Origin of the sequence: Caulobacter radicis (assembly GCF_003094615.1) — a bacterium.
GTDB lineage: Bacteria > Pseudomonadota > Alphaproteobacteria > Caulobacterales > Caulobacteraceae > Caulobacter > Caulobacter radicis.
In genome coordinates this window covers 454,066-476,849 of sequence record NZ_QDKO01000009.1, presented here as the reverse complement: position 1 = coordinate 476,849, position 22,784 = coordinate 454,066, and the positions used below count along the sequence as shown (strand labels likewise).

Below are 22,784 nucleotides of genomic sequence, written 5' to 3'. Positions count from 1 at the left end.
CCAGATCGCGACGTCGCGGGTTGAGAGCCGCCGGCCGCGGGCTTCCGTGACCGGTCACAAAAAATTCTCAGTCCGAGGCGCTCGTCCGGGTTGAGGCGCGGCTCAGGACGACCAGGTCGCCCTTCTGGTCCAGGCGGGCGTCGAACACCCGGGCGATGGCGCGGCTGAAGCCGACCGGATCATTTGCGGCGAACAGACCCGCCACCGGCTCGCGCGCCAGGGCCGGGTCTGGGATCGCGATGCGGGTGTCGCTGTAGCGGGCGAAGGCCTCGGCGGCCTCCTTCAGGCTTTCGCCCTCGAAGGCCAGCTTGCCCTCGCGCCAGGCCAGCTCGCGCGTGACCGCCGACGGGGTGATCGGCTGCGGGCGCGGAACCAGGTCGGCCATCACCAGCCGCGTATTGCCGTCCAGGGCCAGGCGGGTCGTCGGTTCGGCCAGCCTGGGGATCGTCACGTCCACCCGCCCCTGCTGCACCAGCAGGTCGACGGGATCGGCCGCCAGCTTGCGCACGCGGAAACCGGCCTGGCTGGTGCGCAGCCGCCGGCCGTCGACCTCGACCACGAACGGCCGCTCGTCGCGCGCCACCGAGAAATAGGCCTCGCCCTTCAGCAGGGCGACGAACCGCTCGTTCTGGCCATAGCGCACGCGGATGCGGCTGTCGGTGTTGAGCAGCACGGTCGAACCGTCCCTCAGCGGCACGAGCCGGATCTCGCCGCGCCGGGTGCTGGTCACCGCGCCCGCCGCCGGCACGCCCACGGCCAGGGCCGCCAGCGAGGCGGCCGCCCCCGCGCCGCCCGCCCACAGCAGGGCCCCGCGCCGCGACAGCCCGCGCGGCCTCGGCGCCGCCGGCTCCTGGAAGTCGGCCGGGTCGTAATGCGCGCCGAGAGCCTGGGCGGACTCGCTCATCATGAACAGCGACTGGGCGCGCAGCAGCGCGCCCCGGCTGCGGGGATCGCCCTTCAGCCAGCCCTGAAACGCCTGGTCTTCTTCCGGAGTCAGCGGCCCACGATCCAGCCGCGCCGTCCAGTTGGACGCCGCTTCGTCAATGTCTCGACTGGTGTCTCGTTCGGCCATCTGGCGAGGCGATCTCCGCATCCACTGTACTAGAGGTTTGGGACCGCTTGTTTCCGCTACGGCCGAACCAATCAATCAAGAACGAAACGCCGCGCGATATATGCGTCTCGACCGTATTCTCCGAAATCCGCATCCGCTCGGCGATCTGGCGCTGTGACAGCCCGTCCACCCGCCGCAGCACGAAGGCCTCGCGAACCTTGGCCGGCATGGCCGCGATCGCCCGGGCCAGCTGCCGCAGCTCGTCCCGGTCCAGCGCGTGCTGCTCGGGCGAGGCGGCGTCGTCGGGATGGTCCAGCCGCTCCAGGTCGCCCACCGCGTGGATCGAGACGATCCTGGCCCGCCGCACGTGGCGCATGATCACCGAGCGCGCCACCTGGAAGAGATAAGCCCTCGGATAGCGGATGGTCTCCACCGTCTCCAGCTCGGCCAGGATGGTGTAGGCCTCCTGGATGACGTCCTCGGGATCGACGCCCGCCGGCGTGCTGCGCGACAGCCAGCCGCGCAGGGCCGGCTCGTGCGGCAGCACGTTGCGCACGAACCATCGCTGTCTTTCCCTGTCGGCGCCGGTCATCCTGATCCGCTGGCTGGACGTTGCGCTGGCGCGGGGAGCGGTCCGGGACCGGACTTTCCCCGCAGCGAGTCGGCGCCTTGCCTAGACGCGGTTTGTGACAGTCAGTCCCGGGCGCTCGCTCCGGGCGAGTGCAGGTCCGCCGCTGTCGCCGGAACCAGCGGGCGCGCCGCGTCGCCCGTCCAGCGCATCAGGGTCAGGTCGGCGGTCTGCCGGCCGTCGACCTTGGAATTGGCCGCCACATAGACCAGCCCGCCGCCGATCGGCTGGAAGCCGACGTCGGCCTTCTGGTTCCAGCCGCGCACGCCGCTGGCCTCGTCCTTCAGGCCGTCAGCGGCCAGCGGCAGCACCCTGCCCTGCTCCCAGCCCTGGCCGCCAGGTCCCGGCACGCCGACCAGATCGCCTGTCGCCGGCCCGGCCTGCGCGTCGAAGGCGAACAGCAGGTAGTTGGGAAAGGCCGACTTGGCGCCCTGGTAGACGCCCATGAACCAGCGCTTGAGCGTCTCGTCATAGGCCAGGGTCTGCACGCCGAAGCGGGTGTTGCCGGTGCGCACGAACACCTTGTCGCGCGGCGCGGCAGGGCCCTCGTGGTGCGGCGCGGCCTCCGACAGCGGCCGGGCCAGCTTCGCCCAGTCGGAAACGTCGTACTGCAGCAGCACCTGGTGGTCGTTGTCGGTCCGGCCCTCGTCGCCATAGACCCCGTAGGCGACGGTCAGGTAGCGCGGACCGTCGCTGCGTCCGAAGGCCGGCCCGAAGCTGACCCCATCGATGCCGGAGCAGCCGTAGCGATGGTCGGCCGTCTTGGCGGTGTCGCCATCGAACCGGCCGTCGCCATTGAGGTCGGCGGCGTAGTCCTTGGCCACCTCGGGCAGGTAGACGGTGCGGAAGAGATCGCTCTTGGCCGCCTCCACGCCCACCCGGTCCAGCCGGGAAACGTCGATCACGGCGATGTAGAAGGCCTGGTCCTTCTTGTATTCCAGCGAGCCGTAGAGCCGGCCGTCCTCGGGGTTGAAGTCGAGGTCGCCCAGGTGCCCGGTCCAGCCGACCAGCGTTCCCACCAGCTTGCCCTCGAAGTCGTACTTCGCCAGCAGGTTGGTGAACGAGTAGTAGACGTAGCCGCCCTTGCGATCGACGGCGACGCCCTGCACGTGACCCGAGGCCCAGGTCCCGCCGTTCTGGGTCAGGGGCGGAACCGGCGGCGCGGCCGCCGCCGGCAGGGCGAAGGCCAGGACGCCAGCGGCGAGCAGGAGCGAAAGACGCGTCTTCATCATGGCGGAACCGGGCGCTGGCGGATCGGAAAACCGCCCCTCTAGCGCCCGTCCATGACGGTCCGGCGACAGCCGCCCTTGGCCCTCCCCTCAGTAGAACGCCACGTCGTCCAGCTCGAACCACAGCCTGGTCCCCGCCGCGCGTTCGCCCTCGACGCCGACCTGCAGCAGGTCGGTCCCGGTGAAGGCCGGGGTCTCGCCGCGCGCGGCGACCGGCTTGAAGGCGGTGAACGGCAGCTCGACGCTCTTCCACTGCGGACCGGCCTCGACCTTGGTGGTCCAGCGGCCGGCCGCGCCGACCAGCGTCACGACATAGGCGCCGCCGTCGCCGCGCACGGCGAACTTCAGGCCCTTGAACGCGGTGGCGTCGGCCGGAACCACCGAACCCCGGGTCAGGGGCAGCAGCACCCCGGCCGAGGCGTCGTCCTTGGTGGCCATGCGCGCGCCGACGCTCAGCACCTTGCCGCCGCCCTCGCGGGTGATGACCTGCGAGACTTCCAGGCTGCGGTCGCGGCCGCCGTCGAAATCGTCCAGGCGCAGGGTGTCCAGGCTCGTGCGGCCGTCGGCGCGTTCGAAGTCGTCGATCAGCGCCGTGGCCTTGACCGCCGGCGGCGTCGGCTTGTCGTTGGCCGGGGCGCGCACGGCGCCGGGACCGAACACCGCCTGGCCGTCGAGGAACACCCGCTCGGTCCTGCGCACGTCGGTGATGGTCTCCCACGGCTTGCCCGACACCAGCACGAAATCGGCCCGCTTGCCGACCTCCAGCGTGCCACGGTCGGCCAGCAGGTTCATGGCCTTGGCGCTGGTGGCGGTGCCGGCCACGAGGGCCTGGCTCGGCGTCAGGCCGGCCTGCACCAGCAGTTCCAGCTCGCGCAGGGTCGAGGGGCCGTGCGGCGTGCCGGGCATGCCGGCGTCCGTGCCCAAGGCCACCGGCACGCCGGCGTCGAACAGGGCCTTCACATTGCCCAGGGCGTAGCCGAACTTGCGGCGCGCCTGCACGTTGCGGGGGCTGTCGGGATCGACCGGCGGCTTGGCGCCGGGCTTGACCGGCTCATAGACCGCCAGGGTCGGGGCGTAGAACAGGCCCGAGGCCTTGATCGCCGCGATGGTGTCGGCGTCGACCGGCTCGTCCTGCAGGCTGTGGGCGATGACGTCGACGCCGCTGGTCGCCGCCACCTTGCCGCGCTCGACGGTGACGGTGTGGGTCAGGACCTTGAGGTTGTGCTTGTGCGCCGCCTCGGTCAGCGCCTTCAGCGTCCAGGCGTCCATGCTGGTGTTGTCGGGCGCGGATCCGTAGCGCCAGCCGTCGGTGAAGGCCTTGATGGCGTCGGGCTTGTAGGCGGCGATCTCCTCGACCGCCAGGCGCGCGCTCTCGGGGGTGTCGACCCAGCGGGTGGTGGCCTGGTCGGCCCAGTCGGCGCCGTGGCCGCCCGGCGTGCTCATCCGGGCGACGAAATTGACGTGCGGCGCGGTCAGGGTTCCCAGCCACGCTCGGCGGGGCGCGAAGCTTTCCGGCTGCTGGTGGAAGTCGTTCACCGTCGTCACGCCCGAGGCCAGATAGGCGTCGGCGATCTTGGGCGTGATCGCCGGGGCGCCGGCCGGGGTCCAGTGGGTGTGGACGTCGAACAGGCCCGGGATCAGCGCCGCGCCCTTGGCGTCGACGATGCTGGCGCCCTTCGGGGCCTTGACCTTGGGGCCGACGGCCACGATCCGCCCGTCCTTGACCACCAGCGTCCCGCGATAGGGCGCGGCGCCGGTGGCGTCGAAAATCTCTGCGTCGACCACCGCCAGCGGCCTGGTCTGGGCGACGGCGATCGAGGTGGACAGCGCCGCGGCGCACAGGCCGCCGAGCAGGATGCGGGCGGAACGCGATGTCATGGGATTTCCCCTAACTGATGGAAGAAAGACGCCCGGGCCGCGCGCGGCGGCCCGGGGCTTGCTCGCGCGGCTAGAACCGCTTCTTGACGTTGAAGTACCAGTAGCGGCCGTACGGCGTGTAGACCGTGCCGTCGTAGCCGGCCGCGCTCAGCGGCGGCTGCTCGTCGGAGATGTTGCGCACGCCCAGCCGCACCTTGGTCCCGATCTCGGCGACGTCGACCTCGCCGTAGAGGTTGCCGGTCAGGGTCGAGTCGACCACCCAGGGCTGGCCCGAGGAGTCGATCAGCGCGGTGTCGTCGTAGTCGCCGATGTACTGGGTGAAGCCGCCGACCGTGAAGCGGTCGTAGCGCCAGGTCAGGGCCGCCGACCACTTCCATTCCGGCTTGCCGTTCTGGCGCAGCAAATCACCGCCGCCGGTGATGGTGGTGCCGGCGTTGATCACCCCGTCCGAGCGCGCCTTCAAGAGTTCGGCGATGCCCGGCGACGGCGACTGGTAGTATTTCAGCAGGTGGGCGACGTTGACGTTCAGGTCGAAGTCGCCGAACCGGTCGGTGCCCAGCTTCCACAGGAAGCCGAAGTCCAGCCCCTCGACCACCTGCGGCTGGAGGTTGGTGTACCTGTCATTGACGTACAGCACCTGGCCGGCGGCCGTCAGGCCGGTGCCGGCGAAGGCGGCGACGTCGTCGGCCGTCGGCGCGGCGCGCACCACGTTCGGATTGCTCGAGCCCTGCTGGCGCAGAAGGTAGTCGAGGATCAGGGCGTTGCCCTCGCCGAACACGCCGATCAGGCCCGTCTGCTTCACCTTCCAGTAGTCGGCGGTGAAGGTCAGGCGGCCGAAGGCCTCGGGCACGAACTTCGGCTCGAAGACCACGCCGTACGACAGGGTTTCGGACTCCTCGGGCTCCAGGTCGGGATTGCCCGCCCGCCGCGCCGTCGTCAGCTGCGAGCGCGAGCACGACGAGAAGGCGCCGATCCGCCCCGCCCGCAGGTCGGCCTCGCAGAAGGCGTAGTCGGTGCGGGTGTTCGAGCGCGAGATGATCGAGGCGTTGATCTGCTCCAGGTTCGGGGCGCGGAAGCCCTGGGCCCACGAGCCGCGGAAGCGCACGCCGTCGATCACGTCCCAGGCCAGGGCGACCTTGGGTTTGGCGGTGTCGCCGAAGTCGCTGTAGCGCTCGTAGCGGCCGGCCAGCTGGCCTTCCAGGCGGTGGACCAGCGGGATCGACATCTCCGGCGAGACCAGCGGCACGGCCAGTTCCAGATAGGCCGAGCCCACCGTGCGGTGACCCTTGGTGTCGGGGTTGATGCTGGAGTTGATCAGGTCGCTCAGCACCGCCCCGCTGACCGGGTCGGTGAAGGTGGTCGTGCCGTCGATGCGGCTGTCGCGGTCGTCCAGCTGCGTCTCGCGGCGGAACTCCACGCCCGAGGCGATGCCCAGGTCGCCGCTCGGCAGGGTCAGGAGATCCGGGCGCGAGACCTTGAAGTCCCACAGGGCCAGGGTGCTCTTGGTGCGCCGGATGGTCTTGACCCGGATGGCGTCGATGGCCGCCTGGCTGTTGCGGGTGCTGTCGGGGCCGCTGGTGTAGGCGAGGTCCGAGCCGTTGAAGACGTTGTAGGCGTCGGGCGTCGACAGGGCGAGCTGGGCGTAGAGCTTGGTGGTCGAGATGTTGTCGGCCACGTCCTCGGCGGTGGCCTCGGAGTAGACGACCGCCGACTCCCAGTCGAAGCCGAACTTCTCGCCGCGCAGACCGCCCAGCACGCGGTACTGCTTGTTGGTGACGTCCACCTGGGTGAGGCCGAGATCGGCGAAGGTGTAGCCGCGCAGCGTGACCGCCAGGCCCGAGGCCGGGACGTTCAGGTTGGGCAGCCGGTTGGGATTGACCGAGCCGTTGGCGAAGACGGTCGGGCCGAACGGGTTCCAGTAGTTGCTGGCCGGGATGGTGATCACCCCCGACGACAGGGTCTGGATCGGCGCCTGACCGGCGTTGGTCTTGGCGTGGTAGACGCCGAGCTCGCCGAAGGCCGTGACGCTGTCGTTGATCTCGTACTTGCCGGTGGCGAACAGGTTGGCGCGCTTGACCGACGGAACCACCGCCGTGCCCAGCGAGGCCGCGTCGAAGCGCAGGTCGCGGTCGACGCCCGCGGTCGCCAGCGCCCCGTCGTCGATGCACAGCCCGTTGCCGATGTTCAGCTGGCAGCCCGAGAAGGTCGTCGGCTGGATGTGGAAATAGCCGGCGCTGCTGGTCAGGGCCGTCGTCCCCTGGCGCACCGTGCCGAAGCTCGCCGGCGTCTGCAGATAGGCCCAGGGCGTGGTCGTGCTGCGGCCGTCCAGGCTGGTGGCGCCGGCGAAGCGGGTGTCGGCGAACAGCGAGCGGCGGTCGGCCGAGGCGGTGAAGGCCTGCTCGTGCGAGCGCAGGTGCGTGCGCGCGTCATAGGAGAAGAAGGCGCTGATGTTGCCGCGGCCCTCGGCGAAGTTGTGGCCGCCATAGGCGTTGAAATTGTACTCCTTGAGGTTCGTGCCCTCGGCGAAGCCGTACTGGGCCGCGACGTTCAGCCCCTCCAGGTCGTCGCGCAGCACGGTGTTGACCACGCCGGCCACCGCGTCGGCGCCGTAGATGGCCGCCGCGCCGTCGCGCAGCACTTCCAGCCGGCGCAGACCCGTCACCGGAATGGCGTTGGAGTTGTAGGTCAGCACCGGCACCAGGTTGTCGTTGGCCTGGCTGGTAGGGTGGGTCACCACCCGGCGGCCGTTCAGCAGCACCAGGGTGTTGCCGATGCCCAGGTTGCGCAGGTTCACCGAGCCGACGTCGCCGCGGGCGCTGTTGCTGGTCCCCGGCAGGTACTGCGAGTTGAAGTTGACGTCGCCCATCTGCGGGATGGCGCGGAACAGGTCGTCGCCCGAGACGGCGGCGGTGGCCTGGATCTGGTCCTCCCCGACCACCGTCACCGGCAGGGCGGCGGTGACCTTGGCGCCCTTGATCTGCGAGCCGACGACGGTGATCTCCTCGACGGTCGCGGCCTGGCCCTCCTGGGCGTTGGCGTGCGCGGCCAGGACGGCGGCGCAGAGAGTCGTGGTCGCCAACAGGGCGACGCGTAGGCGAGTGTTCATGGTATCCCCTCCAGAACTGCGACCCGACGCTCCCCGCCGCACGAGCGCGCCCGCAATCCACATTTCAGGAAATGCCGGCGCGTCGTCCCGATGCTGACGAAACGAACAGGTCGTGCCGGATCATTGCCGGCCCCGGTCAATTCCCACTGAATCGATGGGAATTGAATTCGAGTTTTTCTGAACCGCTTGCGACCAAGTTTGCCGCCGACGCGTCAAAAAATGGGTTGGAACGGCAATTTTCACCACACGCCGTTCAGGCCGAAATCCAGCGCCGACAGGGCTCCGCCGCGATTTCACCGTCGCGGCGGCCTTGGCGCCCGGACCGGGGAACCGTCTGTCGGCGTCGCCGTGCGCGTAAAATCAAACGGCGTTATCCGAGTTGCCGGTGTGATGATCAGCACAATCGGGAAACCTCCGGTCGGCGCCCTGAAATGTGGCGGCCGTATACGAAGAAGGCCCGCAAAGCCCTTCCTCGCCCCCTCCCCCATTGCCGAACCCGCCCACCTGATCAACGCTGAACCGCGGCCAAAACCGCTGTTCAGTCTAGTATTCGCGTTCCAACAATAAGAACACGATTAGGGCGGACCCCACGAAGGAGCCATCAGTCATGCATTGACTATGCGGAGAGGGGCACTAGTGAACAATAATCTCAAAAAAATCTTGACCGCGAGCATTTCGACTCTGTCGATCGCCATCGGTACTTCGACCATCGCACATGCGGCCGAGCCCGCGCCTGATCCTTCCGTCGAACTCGACACCGTCATCGTCACCGGCACGCGCCAGACCGGCCTGCGGGTCGCCGACAGCCCGGCCCCCGTCCAGGTGGTCGACACCGCCACCCTCGAGCGCACCGGCCAGGTCGACCTGCGCCTGGGCCTGGCCAACCTGGTCCCGTCGTTCAACGCCCAGGCCTTCGGCGGCGACACCGCCAACCTGACCCTGTCGGCGCGCCTGCGCGGCCTGTCGCCGAACCAGGCCCTGGTGCTGATCAACGGCAAGCGCCGCCACACCACCGGCAACTTCGCCGTGCTGTCGGGCCCCTACCAGGGCGCCGCCGCCGCCGACCTCGGCTTCATCCCGATGGCCTCGATCGGCCGCATCGAGGTGCTGACCGACGGCGCCGCGGCCCAGTACGGCACCGACGCCATCGCCGGCGTCGTCAACATCATCCTCAAGAAGTCGGAGTCGGGCGGCGCGGTCTCGGTCACCGGCGGCGAGTATTTCGACGGCGGCGGCAAGACCGCCTCGTTCTCGGCCAACCTGGGCACGGCCCCGACCGAGAACAGCTATCTGAACTTCACGGTCGAGAGCAAATATCACGGCTTCTCCAACCGCGGCCTGCCCGACCAGCGGGTCTACAACCCCGCCAGCCCCAGCTACTCGGCCGCCAACAACGCCGTCGAGAGCCAGATCAAGGGTTATCCGAACCTGAACCTGATCTCGGGCGACGCCGAGTACCGGATGCACGTCCTGGCCTTCAACGGCGGGGTCGAGCTGCCCGGCGACTTCGAGGTCTATTCGTTCGGCACCTACGGCCACAAGGACGCCTCGGCCTACGAGAACTACCGCCGCTACAACCGCATCCAGGGCAGGATGGGCGCGGCCGACCGGCCCTTCCCCAACGGCTTCAGCCCGCGCGAACGGATCATCGAGGACGACTACGCCCTGACCCTGGGCCTGTCGGGCGTGGTCGCCGGCTGGAACCTCGACCTCAGCGCAACCTACGGCAAGGACGACATCGAGGTCCGCGTCGAGGACTCGGCCAACGCCAGCCTCTACACCGACACCTCGACGCTCACGACCAAGGGCTTCACCCCCACCTCGTTCCACGCCGGCAGCTGGCAGACCACCCAGTGGACCAACAACCTGGATCTCTCCCGCGGCTTCGACGTGGGCCTGGCCACGCCGCTGGATGTCGCCCTGGGGATCGAGCAGCGCCGTGACACCTACGCGATCGGCGCGGGCGACGCGGCCTCGACCTACAAGGAAGGCTCGCAGTCCTATCCAGGCTTCTCCAAGACCGACGCCGGCGGCCACAGCCGCACCAGCTGGGCGCTCTACACCGATCTGGCCGTCTCGCCGGTCACGCCCTGGAAGGTCGACGTGGCCCTGCGCTACGAGGACTTCAGCGACTTCGGCGACACGACCGTCGGCAAGCTGACCAGCCGCTACGACTTCAACGAGATGTTCGCCATCCGCGGCACGGTCAGCACCGGCTTCCGCGCTCCGACCCTGGCGGAGTCGTTCTACTCGGCCACCAACGTCTCGCCGACCTCGGCCTTCGTGCAGCTGGCCCCGAACTCGGCGGCCGCCGCCCTGCTGGGCATCGAGAAGCTGAAGCCCGAGAAGTCGACCAACTACAGCTTCGGCGTCGTGGCCCACCCGATCCCGAAACTGACGGCCACGATCGACGCCTACCGCATCAAGCTGGAAGACCGCATCTTCGGCTCCAGCTCGGTCTACGGCCTGCGCAACGGCGTGGTGGTGAACCCGAACGTCAACGCCGCCATCGCCGCCAACGGCAACATCCTCGACAACACCGTCACCAGCACCGGCATCAACATCTTCTCCAACGGCCTGGACACCCGCACCACGGGCGTCGACGTGGTGGTCTCCTACCCGACCGACCTGGGCGACTGGGGCCGCATCGACTGGACGCTGAGCGGCAACTACAACAAGACCAAGATCACCAGGGTGAAGTCGGCCCCGGCGGCGCTGGGCGTGACCAGCACCGCCTTCCCGACCGGCCAGGTGCTGTTCGCCGGCAACGCCGCCTCGCTGCTCGAGACCGCCGCGCCCAAGTACAAGATCGGCATCAACGGCCTCTACAGCTTCGGCCCGGTCACGGTCAGCCTGACCGAAACCTTCTATGGCAAGGCCTCGGCCCTGGCCGACCCGGGCACCGGTCCGCTGCTCGACACCGTGGTCAGCGCCACCGCCCTCACCGACCTGGAGATCTCCTACAAGTTCCCGGTCGGGGTGGTCGCCGCGATCGGCGCCAACAACCTGTTCAACGAGTATCCGGACAAGTTCTCGGCGGCGTTCCAGTCGGCCTGCGTCGCCTCCGGCGGCGGCTGCGTGACCCAGTACCCGGCGTTCTCGCCGTTCGGGATCAACGGCGGCTACTACTACGGGCGCCTGACCTACAGCTTCTAGGCCGCCCTTCCACCGCATCGGCAACCAGGGAGTCGGGCGTCCGTCCGGCTCCCTTTTCCGAAGGCGATTCAACGGGACGCGCTCGCCGCGCCCCAACTTCGCACAAGCCGCGATCAGGGCGCCCAAGCAGGCGGCACAACGCCGTTCCGCGACGGGCTGGCCGCCCTGCCCGGCTTAAAGGGATTGCCCCGCCGAGACGGGGATTTCGAGATGGTCGCGCCGCCGAAACATCCGGCAGGCGGACAAGAACACGGGGTGGCGTATGGACGGTCGAGCGACTTCGGCATCTGGCGCGGTTCTGACGCGCCGACGGTTTTTCGAAAGCCTTGCGGCCTATGGCGGGGTGTCGCTGGCCATGGCCGGCATGGACGCCCTGGGCTACGGCTTCGCCTCGGCCCAGGCCGCCCCGCCCCCGCTGGAAGGCGGCGGCAAGGGCGTCAAGGTGGTGGTGCTGGGCGCCGGCCTGGCGGGCCTGACCGCCGCCTATGAGCTGACCAAGCACGGCTACGAGGTGCAGGTGCTGGAAGCCCGCGACTTCGCTGGCGGCCGCTGCCAGACCGCCCGCAAGGGCTTCCGCCACGTCGACCTCCTGGGCAACGACCAGACCTGCCAGTTCGACGAAGGCCTCTACATCAACCACGGCCCCTGGCGGATCCCGTACCACCACCGCTCGACCCTGCACTACACCAAGCTCCTGGGCGTGCCGCTGGAGAGCTTCGTCAACGACAACGACGCGGCCTATGTCTATTTCGAGAAGGGCGAGGGCCCGCTGAAGGGCAAGCCCGTGCGCAAGGGCGAGATCGCCGCCGACGCCCGCGGCCACGCCGCCGAGCTGATGGCCAAGGTCGCGTCCAAGGGCGGCCTCGACGGCGCCTTCACCACGCAGGACCGCGACCTCTTCGTCGCCTACATGGTCAATGAAGGTCGCCTGTCGCCGACGGACCTGGCCTATACCGGCACCGACGGCCGCGGCTTCGACGTCCATCCCGGCGCCGGCGTCTCGCCCGGCCCCGGCAAGCCTTCGACCCCGCGCAGCATGGCCGACGTGCTGCACTCGGGCGCCTGGCGCACCCTGACCTCGGTCGCCGGCTACGAGCAGCAGCGCACCATGCTCCAGCCGATCGGCGGCATGGACCAGCTGGCCAAGGCCTTCGAGCGCAAGGTGGCTGACAAGATCAGCTATTCCTGCGTCGTCGAGACCATCGGCCAGGACGCCAAGGGCGTGAAGATCGGCTACCGCGACGCCGCCGGAAAGAAAGCCGAGGTCGTCGCCGACTACTGCATCTGCACCATCCCGCTCAGCGTGCTGCGCAACGTCGACCTGCAGGCCTCCAAGCCGTTCAAGGCGGCGATGGAGGGCGTGGCCTACGCCCCGGTCAACAAGATCGGCCTGCAGATGAAGCGCCGCTTCTGGGAAGAGGACCACTTCATCTACGGCGGCCACATCTACAACGACATGCCCGGCATCGGCACGATCAGCCTGCCCTCGACCGGCTGGCAGAGCCAGAAGGGCGTGCTGCTGGGCTACTACTCGTTCGGCGGCGAGGCCGCGAGGATCAGCGCCAAGAGCCCGGCCGAGCGCGCCGCCTTCGCCGTGGCCGGCGGCCAGAAGGTGTTCCCCGAATACGCCGACAGTTACGAGAACGCCTTCTCGTTCTGCTGGCACCTGGCCGAGCACAATCTGGGCGGCTGGGCCGAGTGGGGCGAGGAAGGCCGCAAGACCGCCTATCCGGTGCTGTGCGAACCCGACGGCCGCCTCTACCTGGCCGGCGAGCACCTCAGCTATCTCGGCGGCTGGCAGGCCGGGGCCATCGAGTCCGCCTGGCAGCAGATCGCCAAGCTGCACGCCCGCGTCCGCGCCGCGTGACGACCCCCATCCAGACCCTCGGAGACCTGATGCTTCGCCACGCCTTCCCGGCGCTCGCCACGCTCGCGCTCGCCTCGACCGCCGCCTCGTCCGCCCTCGCCGCCCCGCCCGGCCAGACCCTCTACGCCGACAACTGCTCGGCCTGCCACCAGGTCACCGGCAAGGGCGTCAAGGGCGCCTTCCCGGCCCTGGCCGGCTCGCCGCTGGTGCAGGGCGACGGCAAGACCATGGCCGGCGTCGTGCTCAACGGCCGGGCCGGCATGCCCGCCTTCAAGGACGACCTGTCCGACGCCGAGCTGACGGGCCTGCTGAACTACGTCCGCACCGCCTGGGGCAACAAGGGCAAGCCGGTCAGCTTCGCCGACGTCTCCAGCGCCCGCGCCCAGTCCAAGGCCGGGGCCAAGGCCCGCGGCCTGCAGGCCCACTAGGTCTACGCCCTCGTCCTTCGACAAGCTCAGGATGAGGGCGACTTCGACGCCGCAGTAGAAATCCTCTTCCCGAGCCTGTCGAAGGACGAGGGTTTCGGTCCAAGTTGAGTTCCCCAGGAGAGAAACGCCCAATGAAACGCCTCGCCCTCGCCCTCGTGGCGACCGCCGCCGTCGCCGCCCCCGCCTTCGCCCAGGAGATCGTCCGCGGCGGCGATCCCAAGTCGGCGATCGCCAGCGTCGTCACCGTGCCGGCCGGCTACGACACGATCTATGTCAGCGGCATGACCCCGCCGGTGGTCGACGCCAACGCCACGGGCGTGGCCAAGTTCGGCGACACCAAGACCCAGACCATCGGCGTCATCAAGCGCCTGGAGGACGCGCTCAAGAGCCAGGGCGCCAGCCTGTCGGACGTGGTGATGATGCGCGTCCTGCTGGTCGGCGACCCGGCCAAGGACGGCAAGATGGACTTCGCCGGCATGATGGAGGGCTACAAGACCTTCTTCGGCACGGCCGAGCAGCCCAACAAGCCCTCGCGCATCACGAGCCAGGTCACCGCCCTGGTCGCCGACGGCATGCTGGTCGAGATCGAGGTCCAGGCCGCCCGCAAGCCGAAGAAGTAGCCCCGGCCGACCAAGAAAGGGTCGAGACGCGCAAGCGCTCCGGACGGTTTGGCGGCATGATCGCCCAGACTGTCCGGACGCCAGGAGGAAGGCCCACCCGATGAGCTGCAGCCACCTCTCGACCATCGTCGTCGTGACGCCCAGCGCCGACGGCTGCGAGGAATGCCTCAAGACCGGCGGCTGGTGGGTGCACCTGCGCCTGTGCCGCGCCTGCGGCCACGTCGGCTGCTGCGACCAGTCGCCCAGCCGCCACGCCAGCGCCCATTTCGCCGCCACCCAGCACCCGATCATCGAAGGCTACGACCCGCCCGAGGGCTGGGGCTGGTGCTATGTCGACGAGGTGATGTTCGACCTTACCGCCTACAAGACGCCCCACCCGCGCCCGATCAAGCGGTGGGTCGAGGGGTAACGCTACCCGATCGGGTGTTGTCCGTAAAACGCCGTTCGCTCTACTGCCCGAATGATCTTCACGACTCTCGTCCATGGGCCGGCGGGAGACATCAGGGCGGGTCGGGGTGACCTCTAGAGAACGACAAGACCTGCTCCGTGGCCTGACGGCCGCCGCCTGCGCCTGGGCGCTGGCCGCGCCGGCCGTGGCGGCCGAGCGCATGGCCACCCTGGCCTTGCCCGCCCAGCCGCTGAACCAGGCCCTGGCCGAGCTTGGCCGCCAGGCGCGGGTCGACATCCTGGTCTCGGCCGCCGTGGTCGGCGACCGGCGCGCCCCGCCGCTGCGCGGCCGCCTGACGCCCAGCGAGGCCCTGGACCGGCTGCTGGCGGGATCGGGCCTCGAATACCAGGCCGTCGAGTCCGGCGCCTATGTCGTGCGCGCCCGGCGCGGCGCGCCGCCCGAAGCCGAGGGGCCCGTCGCCCTGCCCGAACTGCTGGTGGTGGGCGTACGCACCCAGAATGTCGACCAGCGGCGCGATCCCGACGACATCCAACCCTATCGCGTCTTCGAGCGCAGCACGCTGCGCACCGCCCAGGCCCTCTCGGCCGACGACTTCCTGCAAACCTGGCTGACCAGCAACGGCGACAGTCGCCAATCCATCCCGCGCCCCGGCCGCGGCATTCCGCCGTCGCGCTCCAACTTCGCCTTTCGCGACTCCAGCGCCCAGGAAAAGACCCTGGTGCTGGTCGACGGGCGGCGGATGCCCGCCATCCCCAACTACAACCGGCTGGCGCAGGCCGACGTAGGACCGATCCCGCTGGCGGCGATCGGCCGTATCGAGACCCTGGCCTCCAGCAGCGGCGCCCTCTACGGCCTGGGCGCGGTCAACGGCGTGGTCAACCTGGTGCTCGACCGCGACTATCGCGGCGCCGAGGTCGCCGTCACCGCCGGCGCCAGCAAGGGCGGCGACGGCGGGTATGGCCGCTTCGACGCCCGCCTCGGCTACAGCACTGACGACGGAAACACGGCGGTGATGGTCCGCTACGGCCAGAAGCGCTTCAACGGCGTCGCGATCGGCGACCGGCCGGAAGCCTACGCGCCGCTCGACGGATCGTCGCTCAAGGTCGGCCAGAGCTACAGCCGGTCGCCGGGGAACGGCATCACCCTGTTCGGGGTCAACGGTCCGTTCACGGTCGGCGGCGTCTCGATGTCGCAGACCTACATCCCGGCCGACTACGACGGCTCGACGCCGATCGAGACGGTGCTGATCCAGAACGCCGGCAAGGCGGCCCCGGGGCTGGCCCCGGCCCACAGCGCCCGCCCGCTGTCCAACGACAGCCGCACCGACGCCGTGCTGATCAATCTGCGCCAGAAGCTGTGGCGCGGCGCCGAGGCCTATCTGGACTACATCTACCTGGCCAGCCTCGACACTTTCCCTACCGCCACCGGCGCGTTCTACACCACGCTGACGCCGGGCCAGGGGACGGCTTGGATGCTCTCGGGCTCGAGCCCGATCGAACTCGTCGCGCCCACCCCCTTCGTCCTGGGAACCCAGTCCGCCCGGATGATCTCGCGCCGTTTCACCGGGGGCCTGGTGTTCGACCTGCCCGCGCGCTGGCGGGGCGGCGTCGACTACGCCGTGGGCAGCGTGCGCGCCAATCAGGTCGTCGACGACATGGGCTACGAGGCCCTGGCCTGGTCGACCGTCGCCAGCGGGGTCGCGCCCGCCGACGGCAGGCCGGTCCCCAACCCGTTCGGCGGCCAGGCCGGATTCCTGGCCGACCTCGCGCGCTACAAGGCGCCCTGGGCGGGAAGCGACCCCCACGCCTCCTCGCGGCTCGAGGACATCTCGGTGCGCGCCTCCGGGCCGATCGCCCGCATCGGAGACCGCGACCTGACGCTGTCGCTGACCGCCCAGCAGTTGTGGGAGGCCATGCCGACCTTCCCGCCCAACCGCACCAACCACCTCTCGAGCCGTACGCGATCGGTCTTCGCCGAACTGCGCGCGCCGCTGGAAGGGGTGCTCGGCGTCAGGGGCCTCGAACTGCAGGCGGCGGCGCGGCGCCAGGTCGGCCGGATCCTGATCTCCGAGGGATCGCCCGCCAAGCCGATAGAGAAGTCCGCCGATCTGTTCCTGCTCGGCGCCAAGGCCGAGCCCAGACCCGGCCTGATCCTGCGCGCGTCCTACGCCCAGGGCGCGCAACTGCCCGAGCCCTACCTGCTCACGGCCACCACCAGCCTGACCACCAGCGGCGTGATCGACCCCAAGCGCGATCCCCGCCAGCCCGTCTATGCCGAAGGATGGTTTCCCATCGTCTGGGGCGCCCCGGCCGACCTGCGCCCGGACCAGACGCGGACCTACTCGGCGGGCGCCGTGCTGACCTCGCCGCTGATCCCGCGCACGCGCCTGTCGATCGACTACACCCGCATCGAGGGCTACGACCTGATGGTCACCGTGCAGAGGGGCGTCGACCTCTACATCCTCAACGAGGATCTCTATCCCGGCGCCGTCGTCCGCGCGCCGCTCACCGACTCCGACCGCGCCAAGGGCTATACGGGCGGCCGGATCATCCAGGTGCGCGACCTCAACGAGAACACCGGCTCCAGCCTGATGCAGTCGGTGGACATGGTCGCCGAGCACGACCTGGACCTGGCGGGCGGACGCCTCGGGCTCAGCGCCGCCCTGACCTGGCAGCCGACCCTGCTGAACTATATTCCGCCGGCCAGCACCGCCTACAAGCGCGCGCCCCATGGCGCACCGCCGAAATGGCGCGGCGCGATCGGAGCCCGCTGGTCGAGCCGGCGCTTCGCCGCCTCGGCCACCGTCCGCTATGTCGACGCCGACCTCGCGATGGCGCTGCCCGACAACACCACGATCGACCTGTCCCTGGCCTTCGAGCTTCCCCGTGCGCCCGGCGCGTCCGAGACCGAGCTGCGGCTGGGCGTGCGCAACCTGCTCGACCGGTGGTCGGACGACGACCCGCTGAAGCGCCGGCTCGAAGCTACCCTGATCGCACGGTTCTAGAGCGTTTTCCGACGAAGCGGATTCCGGTTCACCGTCAGAAAATGCGTCAAAACGAAAGCTCTACACCGCCCGCAGCGCCTCCAGGTCGCGGTGAATGGCCGAGACCACCACCGAGCCCTCGCCGACCCCGGCCGCCACCCGCTTGATCGAGCCCGAGCGCACGTCGCCGACCGCATAGACGCCCTGCCGTTCGGTCTCGTAGGCCGAGCGGGCGCCGGGGACCTGGCCGCTCTCGCCGGTCAGCACGAAGCCGCGCTCGTCCAGGTCGATGCAGCCGCGCAGCCAGTCGGTGTTGGGCTCGGCGCCGATCATCACGAACAGCGCCCCGGCGTCGACCACGGTCTCCTCGCCGCTGCGATGGTCGGTCCAGCCGATCCGCCTCAGGGTGCGCTCGCCCTCCAGGCGCGAGACCTCGCTGAATGGATAGAGGGTGATGCGGGCCGAGCCCTCGATGCGCTGGACCAGATAGTCCGACATGGTCGCCGCCAGCCCCTCGCCGCGCACCAGCATGTGCACGTGGCCGACGGTGCGCGACAGGAACATCGCCGCCTGGCCGGCCGAGTTGCCGCCGCCGACCACCACCACCGCCTGGCCCCGGCAGAGATCAGACTCCATGGCCGTGGCGGCGTAGTGGATGGCCTGGCCGTCGAAGCGGTCGTAGCCCTCGACGTCCAGCTTGCGATAGCGGGCGCCCGAGGCGATCACCACCACCCGCGCCAGCAGGGTCTGGCCGTCCTCCAGCTTCAGGCGGTAGGGGCGCTTGTCGCACTCGACCCCGACCACGGCCCGCGACACCGCCAGCCGCGCGCCGAACTTCTGGGCCTGCACCTGGGCGCGGCCGGCCAGGGCCTGGCCCGATATGCCGGTGGGAAAGCCCAGATAGTTCTCGATCTTCGAGCTGGCGCCGGCCTGGCCGCCGGGCGCCAAGCCCTCCAGGATCACCGTCGCCAGCCCCTCGGACGCGGCATAGGTCGCCGCCGACAGGCCCGCCGGCCCAGCCCCCACCACCGCCACGTCGAACACCGCCTGCGGGTCGAAACGCTCGGTCATGCCCAGGCGGTCGGCCAGGGCCATGGTGTCGGGATTGAGCAGCAGGCTGCGGTCGGGCAGCACCACCGCCGGCAGGTCGGCGACGTCCAGGCCATGGCGGCCCATGCAGCCGGAGGCGGCCTCGTCGCTCTCCACGTCGACCAGCCGCAGCGGATAGCCGTTGCGCACGGCGAAGCGCTCGATGCGCAGGGTTTCGGGATCATCGGGCCGGCCGATCAGCACGATCCCCGCCTCGCCGTGATGCAGGAAGCCCATCCGTCGCAGGATGAAGGCCCGCATGACGATCTCGCCGATGTCGGGCTCGGCCGCCATCATCCGCGGCACGTCCCTGTTGGCCACCCGCACCACCCGGCCGTCGGTCAGGGCCCGGGCCCCGACCAGCAGGGCGCGGGCGTTGATCTGGTCCAGCTCGCCGCTGAACTGGCCGGCCCGGTGGATGGTCAGGATCTCGTCGTCGCCCTCCTCGCCGGTGCGGGTGATGCCCACCTGCCCGTCCAGCACCAGGAAGAAGTCGGCGCGCCGGTCGCCGCGCCGGAACAGCACCTGGCCTTTCGCGATCGGCTCCTCGACGCCGTAGCCGGCGAGGCGCTCGGCCATCTCGGGCGACAGCACGGGAAAGATCTGGGCGGTGCGGGCGTAGGGGTCGTCGGGGGCGAGCGGCTTGGTGGCGATGATATCGGTCACGGCGGGCCTCCTGGCGGTCCTTCGAACCCTAGTTCACGGAACGCCGCGAGGCGATGTCTTGAACGGAAGCCGCGGCGCGATCAGGCGCGCCGCGCGGCGCCACCGCGGCGAAGGCCGTCAGCGCCAGGAGCGCGGCGGTCGCGGCGCTGAGCGCCAGTTTCTGGAAGCCGTTCACGAGCAACGCCCCTTGGTCGGAAAAGGAGGCGGCCCCGCCGGCCGCCGGGGGGAGGTGCGGCGGGCGGGGCCTTTTCAGGGTCTTGGCCTGGGGGGAGAGGTTCCAAGACCCCGAGGGGCGTCAGGCGCGGTCGCGGCGACCGGCCTCGAACAGGAACCAGACGCGCTTTTCGGTCTCGTCGATCCAGTTCTCCAGCAGGCTGGCGGTGGCGATGTCGCCGTGCTCGTCGCAGGCCGCGTGCACGGCCCGCATGGCCGCGGCCAGGCCGCCGTTGTCGTCGCGCAGCTCGGCCAGCATGTCGTGCGGCTCCACGTAGTCGGCGTCGTTGTCGAGCACCCGCTGGGCGCGGGCGATGTGGCCGATCGAGCGCAGGGTCGTACCGCCCAGCTTGCGCACGCGCTCGGCGATCGGGTCGGTCATGGCGTAGAGCTCGTCGCCCTGCTCGTCGAACATCAGGTGGTAGTCGCGGAAGTGCGGGCCCGAGACGTGCCAGTGGAAGTTCTTGGTCTTGATGTAGAGCGCGAAGACGTCGGCCAGCAGCGCGGTCAGGGCCGAGGAAATATCCTTGGCGGCGGCCTCGCCCAGGCCCGTGGGCGTGGTCAGCGGGGCGAGGCGGCGGGCGCGGGCGGTTTCGATGTCCATGGTCGTCTCCTTCGAAGGCGGGGCCAGCGCCGCGCCGTTGAGATCATCCTTGCGCCGGAAAGGGCGAACGCTCTTGGCGCGAGGCGCGCCGGCTTGAACGTCGGCGCCGTCACGCTCGGCTCAGGCCCGGCGAAGCGAGCCCATCACCAGGGCCCGGCCCCAGGGGCGGTTCTCGCGCCGCCAGACATTGGGGGTCTGGCCGGTGTGGCGGCGGAACAGGCGCGTCAGGTGGGCCTGGTCGGCCAGGCCGCAGACGGCGGCGATGTGGGCCAGGCTCTCGTCGGTCTCCAGCATCATCGCCTGGGCGTGCTCCAGACGGCGGCGCATGATGTAGGCGTGCGGCGTCTCGTCGGTGCTGACCTTGAAGGCGCGGCAGAAATAGCTGGCCGAAAGGCCCACGCGGCCGGCCAGCACGGCGACCGAGACGGTCGAGCCGATATGGGCCTCGACATGGGCCGCCACGGCCCGGATCTGCCAGCCGGCCAGGCCGCCGCGCGCCGGGCCCGAGGACCGCACCCGCGAGCCGGGCAGGAAACTGCGCTCCTCGCGCTGGACGGCGGTGTTCAGCACCACCGCCAGCCGGTCGAGCATCTCGCGGGCCGAGCCAAGGTCGGCCTCGAGGGCGGCGCGGGCCTGCTCGACCAGCCAGATCGCCTGGGGCGCGTTGGGAAGCGGACGGGCCGCCTGGGTGTCGATGGATTGCAACATGGCTCCGGCCTCCTGCCGCCTCGAATGACCGCAACCCTAGCGAGGGTCGCCCATCCGACACACCGAACGGACGTTGACCGGGCGTATCGACTTGGTTGGCCCGCCCCAGACCTTGGTAGGGGGTCCCGGCCAGGGCCAGGCTTGCGCTATGAATCGCCTGATGCGCTTTTCGCCCTTCCCCTCGTCGCGCCCCTCGGCGGTCGGCCGTCGCCTGCGCCTGGCCGGCGCGGCCCTGATCGCGGCGGCCGTGTTCGTCATCGATACCTTCACCCCGCTCTCCAGCGCGGTGGCGGTGCTCTACGTGCTGGTGCTGCTGCTGGTCGGCGAGGAGCTGCCCGGCCGCCGGCTCTGGGTCGTCACCCTGGCCTGCGCGGCCATGGCCACCACCAGCTTCGCTTTCGCGCATGGGGAAGACGTCGAGCTGGCCCCCACCCTGCGCCTGATGGTCAGCCTGGCTGCGCTGGGCGTGGCCGCCTTCCTGACCAGCCGCAACCTGGCGGCCCGCGAGATCCTTCAAGCCCAGGCCCGGCTGCTCGACGTCACCTCCGACGCCATCTTCATCCGCGACGCGCAGGGCCGCGTCACCTTCTGGAACCGGGGCGCCGAACGGCTCTACGGCTGGAGCCGCGACGAGGCGCTGGGCCAGGACGCCCACCGCCTGCTGGCGACCGCCCTCCCCGCCCCCTCCGAGGACATCGCCGCCCTGGTGGCCCGCGACGGCGCCTGGCAGGGCGAGGTCAGCCAGCGTCGCAAGGACGGCGCGCCCCTGGTGGTGCTCAGCGAGTGGATCCTGGAGCGTGACGAGACCGGCGCCCACGCCCTGCTGGAGAGCAACACCGACATCTCCGACCTGCGCCGCGTCGACGAGGCCCTGCGCCGCAGCGAGGCCCGCTACCGCACCATCTTCAACACCCTGGCGGTGTCGATCTGGGAGCACGACTTCCGGCCGGTGAAGGCCGCGCTGGACGAGTTGCGCGCCCAGGGCGTCACGGATCTGGCCGAGCACCTGGCCCGCAATCCCGAGGTCGCCCGCGAGATCAAGACCAGGGTCGGCATCACCGACGTCAACGCCACGGCCCTGAAGATGATGGGCGTCGCCGACAAGGCCGGCTTCTTCCAGCGCCTGGACGAGCTCCTGCCCGAGACCGACGACAGCTTCGCCCAGTTCCTGATCGCCTTCGAAGCCGGCGCGCCGCGCTTCGAGACCGAGACCACTGTGCGCAGCCGCACCGGCGAGATGATCCCGGTCATGGTCGCCCTGAACTTTCCGTCCGACGCCCAGGGCCTCGACCGCGTCCAGGCCTCGATCGTCGACCTGACCGAGCAGCGGCGGATGCAGGAGCGCCTCGACCGCGCCCGCGCCGAGCTTGAGCACGCCCTGCGCGCGGCCACGCTGGGGGTGCTGTCGGCCTCGATCGCCCACGAGGTCAACCAGCCGCTGGCCGCCATCTCCAACGCCGCCGGCGCGGCCCAGCGCTGGCTCGACCGCGAGACGCCCGACCTCGACGAAGCCAAGGAGGCCGTCGCCGACGTCGTCCACGCCGCCGCCCACGCCGCCGAGGTGGTGCGCGGCATCCGCGGCCTGATCGCCCAGACCCCCGCCGACCGCGCGCCCCTGCCGCTCGACGGCCTGCTGGCCGCCTCGGCCGGTTTCGTCCGGCGCGAGATCGCCGAGCACGGCGTCGAGCTGATCCTCGACCCGCAGGCGCCCGACACCGTGGTCCACGGCGACCGCGTCGTGCTGCAACAGGCGCTGGTCAACCTGATGCTCAACGGCGTCCAGGCCATGAGCGCCGTCCCCGCCGAGACCCGCCGCCTGCACGTCCGCTCGCGCCGCGAAGGCGGCGAGGCCGTGATCGAGATCGCCGACACCGGCCCCGGCTTCCCGCCCGACGCCGCCGACCGCGCCTTCGAGACCTTCTTCACCACCAAGCCCGGCGGCATGGGCCTGGGCCTGGCCATCTGCCGCTCGGCCGTGGCCGCCCACGACGGCCGCATCGCGCTCCTGCCGCCGGCGGCGGGCGAGAGCGGCGCGCGGATCGAGGTGCGCCTGCCGGCGGTGACCTGACGGCTCGCCATCGATGAGCCTGGCTCATCACCCCATGGAGCGCCGCGCCGCTAATCGCCCCGCCTACCCACTGCTAGATTA

The 22,784-nt window shown here is 70.3% G+C and carries 16 protein-coding genes; 7 read left to right on the top strand and 9 right to left on the bottom strand.

Going from position 1 to position 22,784, the window contains the following annotated elements; translation table 11 throughout:
• Positions 1 to 67: 67 nt before the first annotated feature.
• From DDF62_RS04465 to DDF62_RS04445, 5 genes are all read right to left on the bottom strand, one after another.
• A complete protein-coding gene (locus DDF62_RS04465; protein ID WP_116487982.1) occupies positions 68 to 1,072 on the bottom strand; it encodes a FecR family protein in 1,005 nt (334 codons plus the stop codon).
• A complete protein-coding gene (locus tag DDF62_RS04460; RefSeq protein WP_116487981.1) occupies positions 1,041 to 1,643 on the bottom strand; it encodes an RNA polymerase sigma factor in 603 nt (200 codons plus the stop codon). Before DDF62_RS04460 ends, DDF62_RS04465 begins: the two co-directional genes overlap by 32 nt.
• A gap of 101 nt (positions 1,644 to 1,744) precedes the next feature.
• Positions 1,745 to 2,911: a hypothetical protein gene (locus DDF62_RS04455; RefSeq protein ID WP_208866824.1), complete on the bottom strand. Its 1,167-nt coding sequence runs from the start codon at positions 2,909 to 2,911 to the stop codon at positions 1,745 to 1,747.
• Between the two features lie 87 nt (positions 2,912 to 2,998).
• Positions 2,999 to 4,786, bottom strand: a complete 1,788-nt coding sequence (locus DDF62_RS04450; protein WP_116487980.1) for an amidohydrolase family protein — start codon at positions 4,784 to 4,786, stop codon at positions 2,999 to 3,001.
• A gap of 70 nt (positions 4,787 to 4,856) precedes the next feature.
• Positions 4,857 to 7,892, bottom strand: a complete 3,036-nt coding sequence (locus tag DDF62_RS04445) for a TonB-dependent receptor domain-containing protein (protein WP_116487979.1) — start codon at positions 7,890 to 7,892, stop codon at positions 4,857 to 4,859.
• 660 nt (positions 7,893 to 8,552) lie between these two features.
• Here DDF62_RS04445 and DDF62_RS04440 point away from each other — a divergent pair.
• The 6 genes from DDF62_RS04440 to DDF62_RS04415 all read left to right on the top strand — a co-directional run bounded on the left by DDF62_RS04440 (position 8,553) and on the right by DDF62_RS04415 (position 17,376).
• Positions 8,553 to 11,048 (top strand): TonB-dependent receptor plug domain-containing protein, encoded by a 2,496-nt coding sequence (locus DDF62_RS04440; protein WP_244286698.1) that lies wholly within the window; start codon positions 8,553 to 8,555, stop codon positions 11,046 to 11,048.
• Between the two features lie 262 nt (positions 11,049 to 11,310).
• Complete coding sequence (locus tag DDF62_RS04435; RefSeq protein WP_116487977.1) at positions 11,311 to 12,915, top strand: flavin monoamine oxidase family protein; 1,605 nt, start codon at positions 11,311 to 11,313, stop codon at positions 12,913 to 12,915.
• A 29-nt stretch (positions 12,916 to 12,944) separates the two neighbouring features.
• Positions 12,945 to 13,343, top strand: a complete 399-nt coding sequence (locus DDF62_RS04430; protein ID WP_116488213.1) for a c-type cytochrome — start codon at positions 12,945 to 12,947, stop codon at positions 13,341 to 13,343.
• A 131-nt stretch (positions 13,344 to 13,474) separates the two neighbouring features.
• The gene (locus DDF62_RS04425; protein ID WP_116487976.1) at positions 13,475 to 13,963 is read left to right on the top strand and encodes a RidA family protein; all 489 of its coding nucleotides are present in this window, start codon (positions 13,475 to 13,477) and stop codon (positions 13,961 to 13,963) included.
• 100 nt (positions 13,964 to 14,063) lie between these two features.
• Complete coding sequence (locus DDF62_RS04420) at positions 14,064 to 14,372, top strand: UBP-type zinc finger domain-containing protein (protein WP_116487975.1); 309 nt, start codon at positions 14,064 to 14,066, stop codon at positions 14,370 to 14,372.
• Positions 14,373 to 14,478: 106 nt separating this feature from the next.
• Positions 14,479 to 17,376, top strand: coding sequence for a TonB-dependent receptor (locus DDF62_RS04415; RefSeq protein WP_165832170.1), 2,898 nt, complete (start codon positions 14,479 to 14,481; stop codon positions 17,374 to 17,376).
• 60 nt (positions 17,377 to 17,436) lie between these two features.
• Here the strand turns inward: DDF62_RS04415 and DDF62_RS04410 are convergent, their stop codons facing one another.
• From DDF62_RS04410 to DDF62_RS04400, 4 genes are all read right to left on the bottom strand, one after another.
• Complete coding sequence (locus DDF62_RS04410) at positions 17,437 to 19,110, bottom strand: FAD-dependent oxidoreductase (protein WP_208866823.1); 1,674 nt, start codon at positions 19,108 to 19,110, stop codon at positions 17,437 to 17,439.
• 28 nt (positions 19,111 to 19,138) lie between these two features.
• Positions 19,139 to 19,285 (bottom strand): hypothetical protein, encoded by a 147-nt coding sequence (locus tag DDF62_RS25500; protein ID WP_165799331.1) that lies wholly within the window; start codon positions 19,283 to 19,285, stop codon positions 19,139 to 19,141.
• A gap of 120 nt (positions 19,286 to 19,405) precedes the next feature.
• Complete coding sequence (locus DDF62_RS04405) at positions 19,406 to 19,927, bottom strand: Dps family protein (protein ID WP_116487973.1); 522 nt, start codon at positions 19,925 to 19,927, stop codon at positions 19,406 to 19,408.
• 120 nt (positions 19,928 to 20,047) lie between these two features.
• Positions 20,048 to 20,635: a helix-turn-helix transcriptional regulator gene (locus tag DDF62_RS04400; protein WP_116487972.1), complete on the bottom strand. Its 588-nt coding sequence runs from the start codon at positions 20,633 to 20,635 to the stop codon at positions 20,048 to 20,050.
• Between the two features lie 160 nt (positions 20,636 to 20,795).
• Here DDF62_RS04400 and DDF62_RS04395 point away from each other — a divergent pair, with 160 nt between their 5' ends.
• Positions 20,796 to 22,703 (top strand): PAS domain-containing sensor histidine kinase, encoded by a 1,908-nt coding sequence (locus DDF62_RS04395; protein WP_133244889.1) that lies wholly within the window; start codon positions 20,796 to 20,798, stop codon positions 22,701 to 22,703.
• The last annotated feature ends 81 nt before the right edge of the window (positions 22,704 to 22,784 follow it).

Bases quoted from the DNA above. Each gene is read 5' to 3' on its own strand.
- DDF62_RS04465 (WP_116487982.1), bottom strand. From the start codon at position 1,072: ATGGCCGAACGAGACACCAGTCGAGACATTGACGAAGCGGCGTCCAAC.
- DDF62_RS04435 (WP_116487977.1), top strand. From the start codon at position 11,311: ATGGACGGTCGAGCGACTTCGGCATCTGGCGCGGTTCTGACGCGCCGA.
- DDF62_RS04400 (WP_116487972.1), bottom strand. From the start codon at position 20,635: ATGTTGCAATCCATCGACACCCAGGCGGCCCGTCCGCTTCCCAACGCG.
- DDF62_RS04430 (WP_116488213.1), top strand. From the start codon at position 12,945: ATGCTTCGCCACGCCTTCCCGGCGCTCGCCACGCTCGCGCTCGCCTCG.
- DDF62_RS04405 (WP_116487973.1), bottom strand. From the start codon at position 19,927: ATGGACATCGAAACCGCCCGCGCCCGCCGCCTCGCCCCGCTGACCACG.
- DDF62_RS04425 (WP_116487976.1), top strand. From the start codon at position 13,475: ATGAAACGCCTCGCCCTCGCCCTCGTGGCGACCGCCGCCGTCGCCGCC.
- DDF62_RS04460 (WP_116487981.1), bottom strand. From the start codon at position 1,643: ATGACCGGCGCCGACAGGGAAAGACAGCGATGGTTCGTGCGCAACGTG.
- DDF62_RS04445 (WP_116487979.1), bottom strand. From the start codon at position 7,892: ATGAACACTCGCCTACGCGTCGCCCTGTTGGCGACCACGACTCTCTGC.
- DDF62_RS04455 (WP_208866824.1), bottom strand. From the start codon at position 2,911: ATGATGAAGACGCGTCTTTCGCTCCTGCTCGCCGCTGGCGTCCTGGCC.
- DDF62_RS04420 (WP_116487975.1), top strand. From the start codon at position 14,064: ATGAGCTGCAGCCACCTCTCGACCATCGTCGTCGTGACGCCCAGCGCC.
- DDF62_RS04395 (WP_133244889.1), top strand. From the start codon at position 20,796: ATGCGCTTTTCGCCCTTCCCCTCGTCGCGCCCCTCGGCGGTCGGCCGT.
- DDF62_RS04450 (WP_116487980.1), bottom strand. From the start codon at position 4,786: ATGACATCGCGTTCCGCCCGCATCCTGCTCGGCGGCCTGTGCGCCGCG.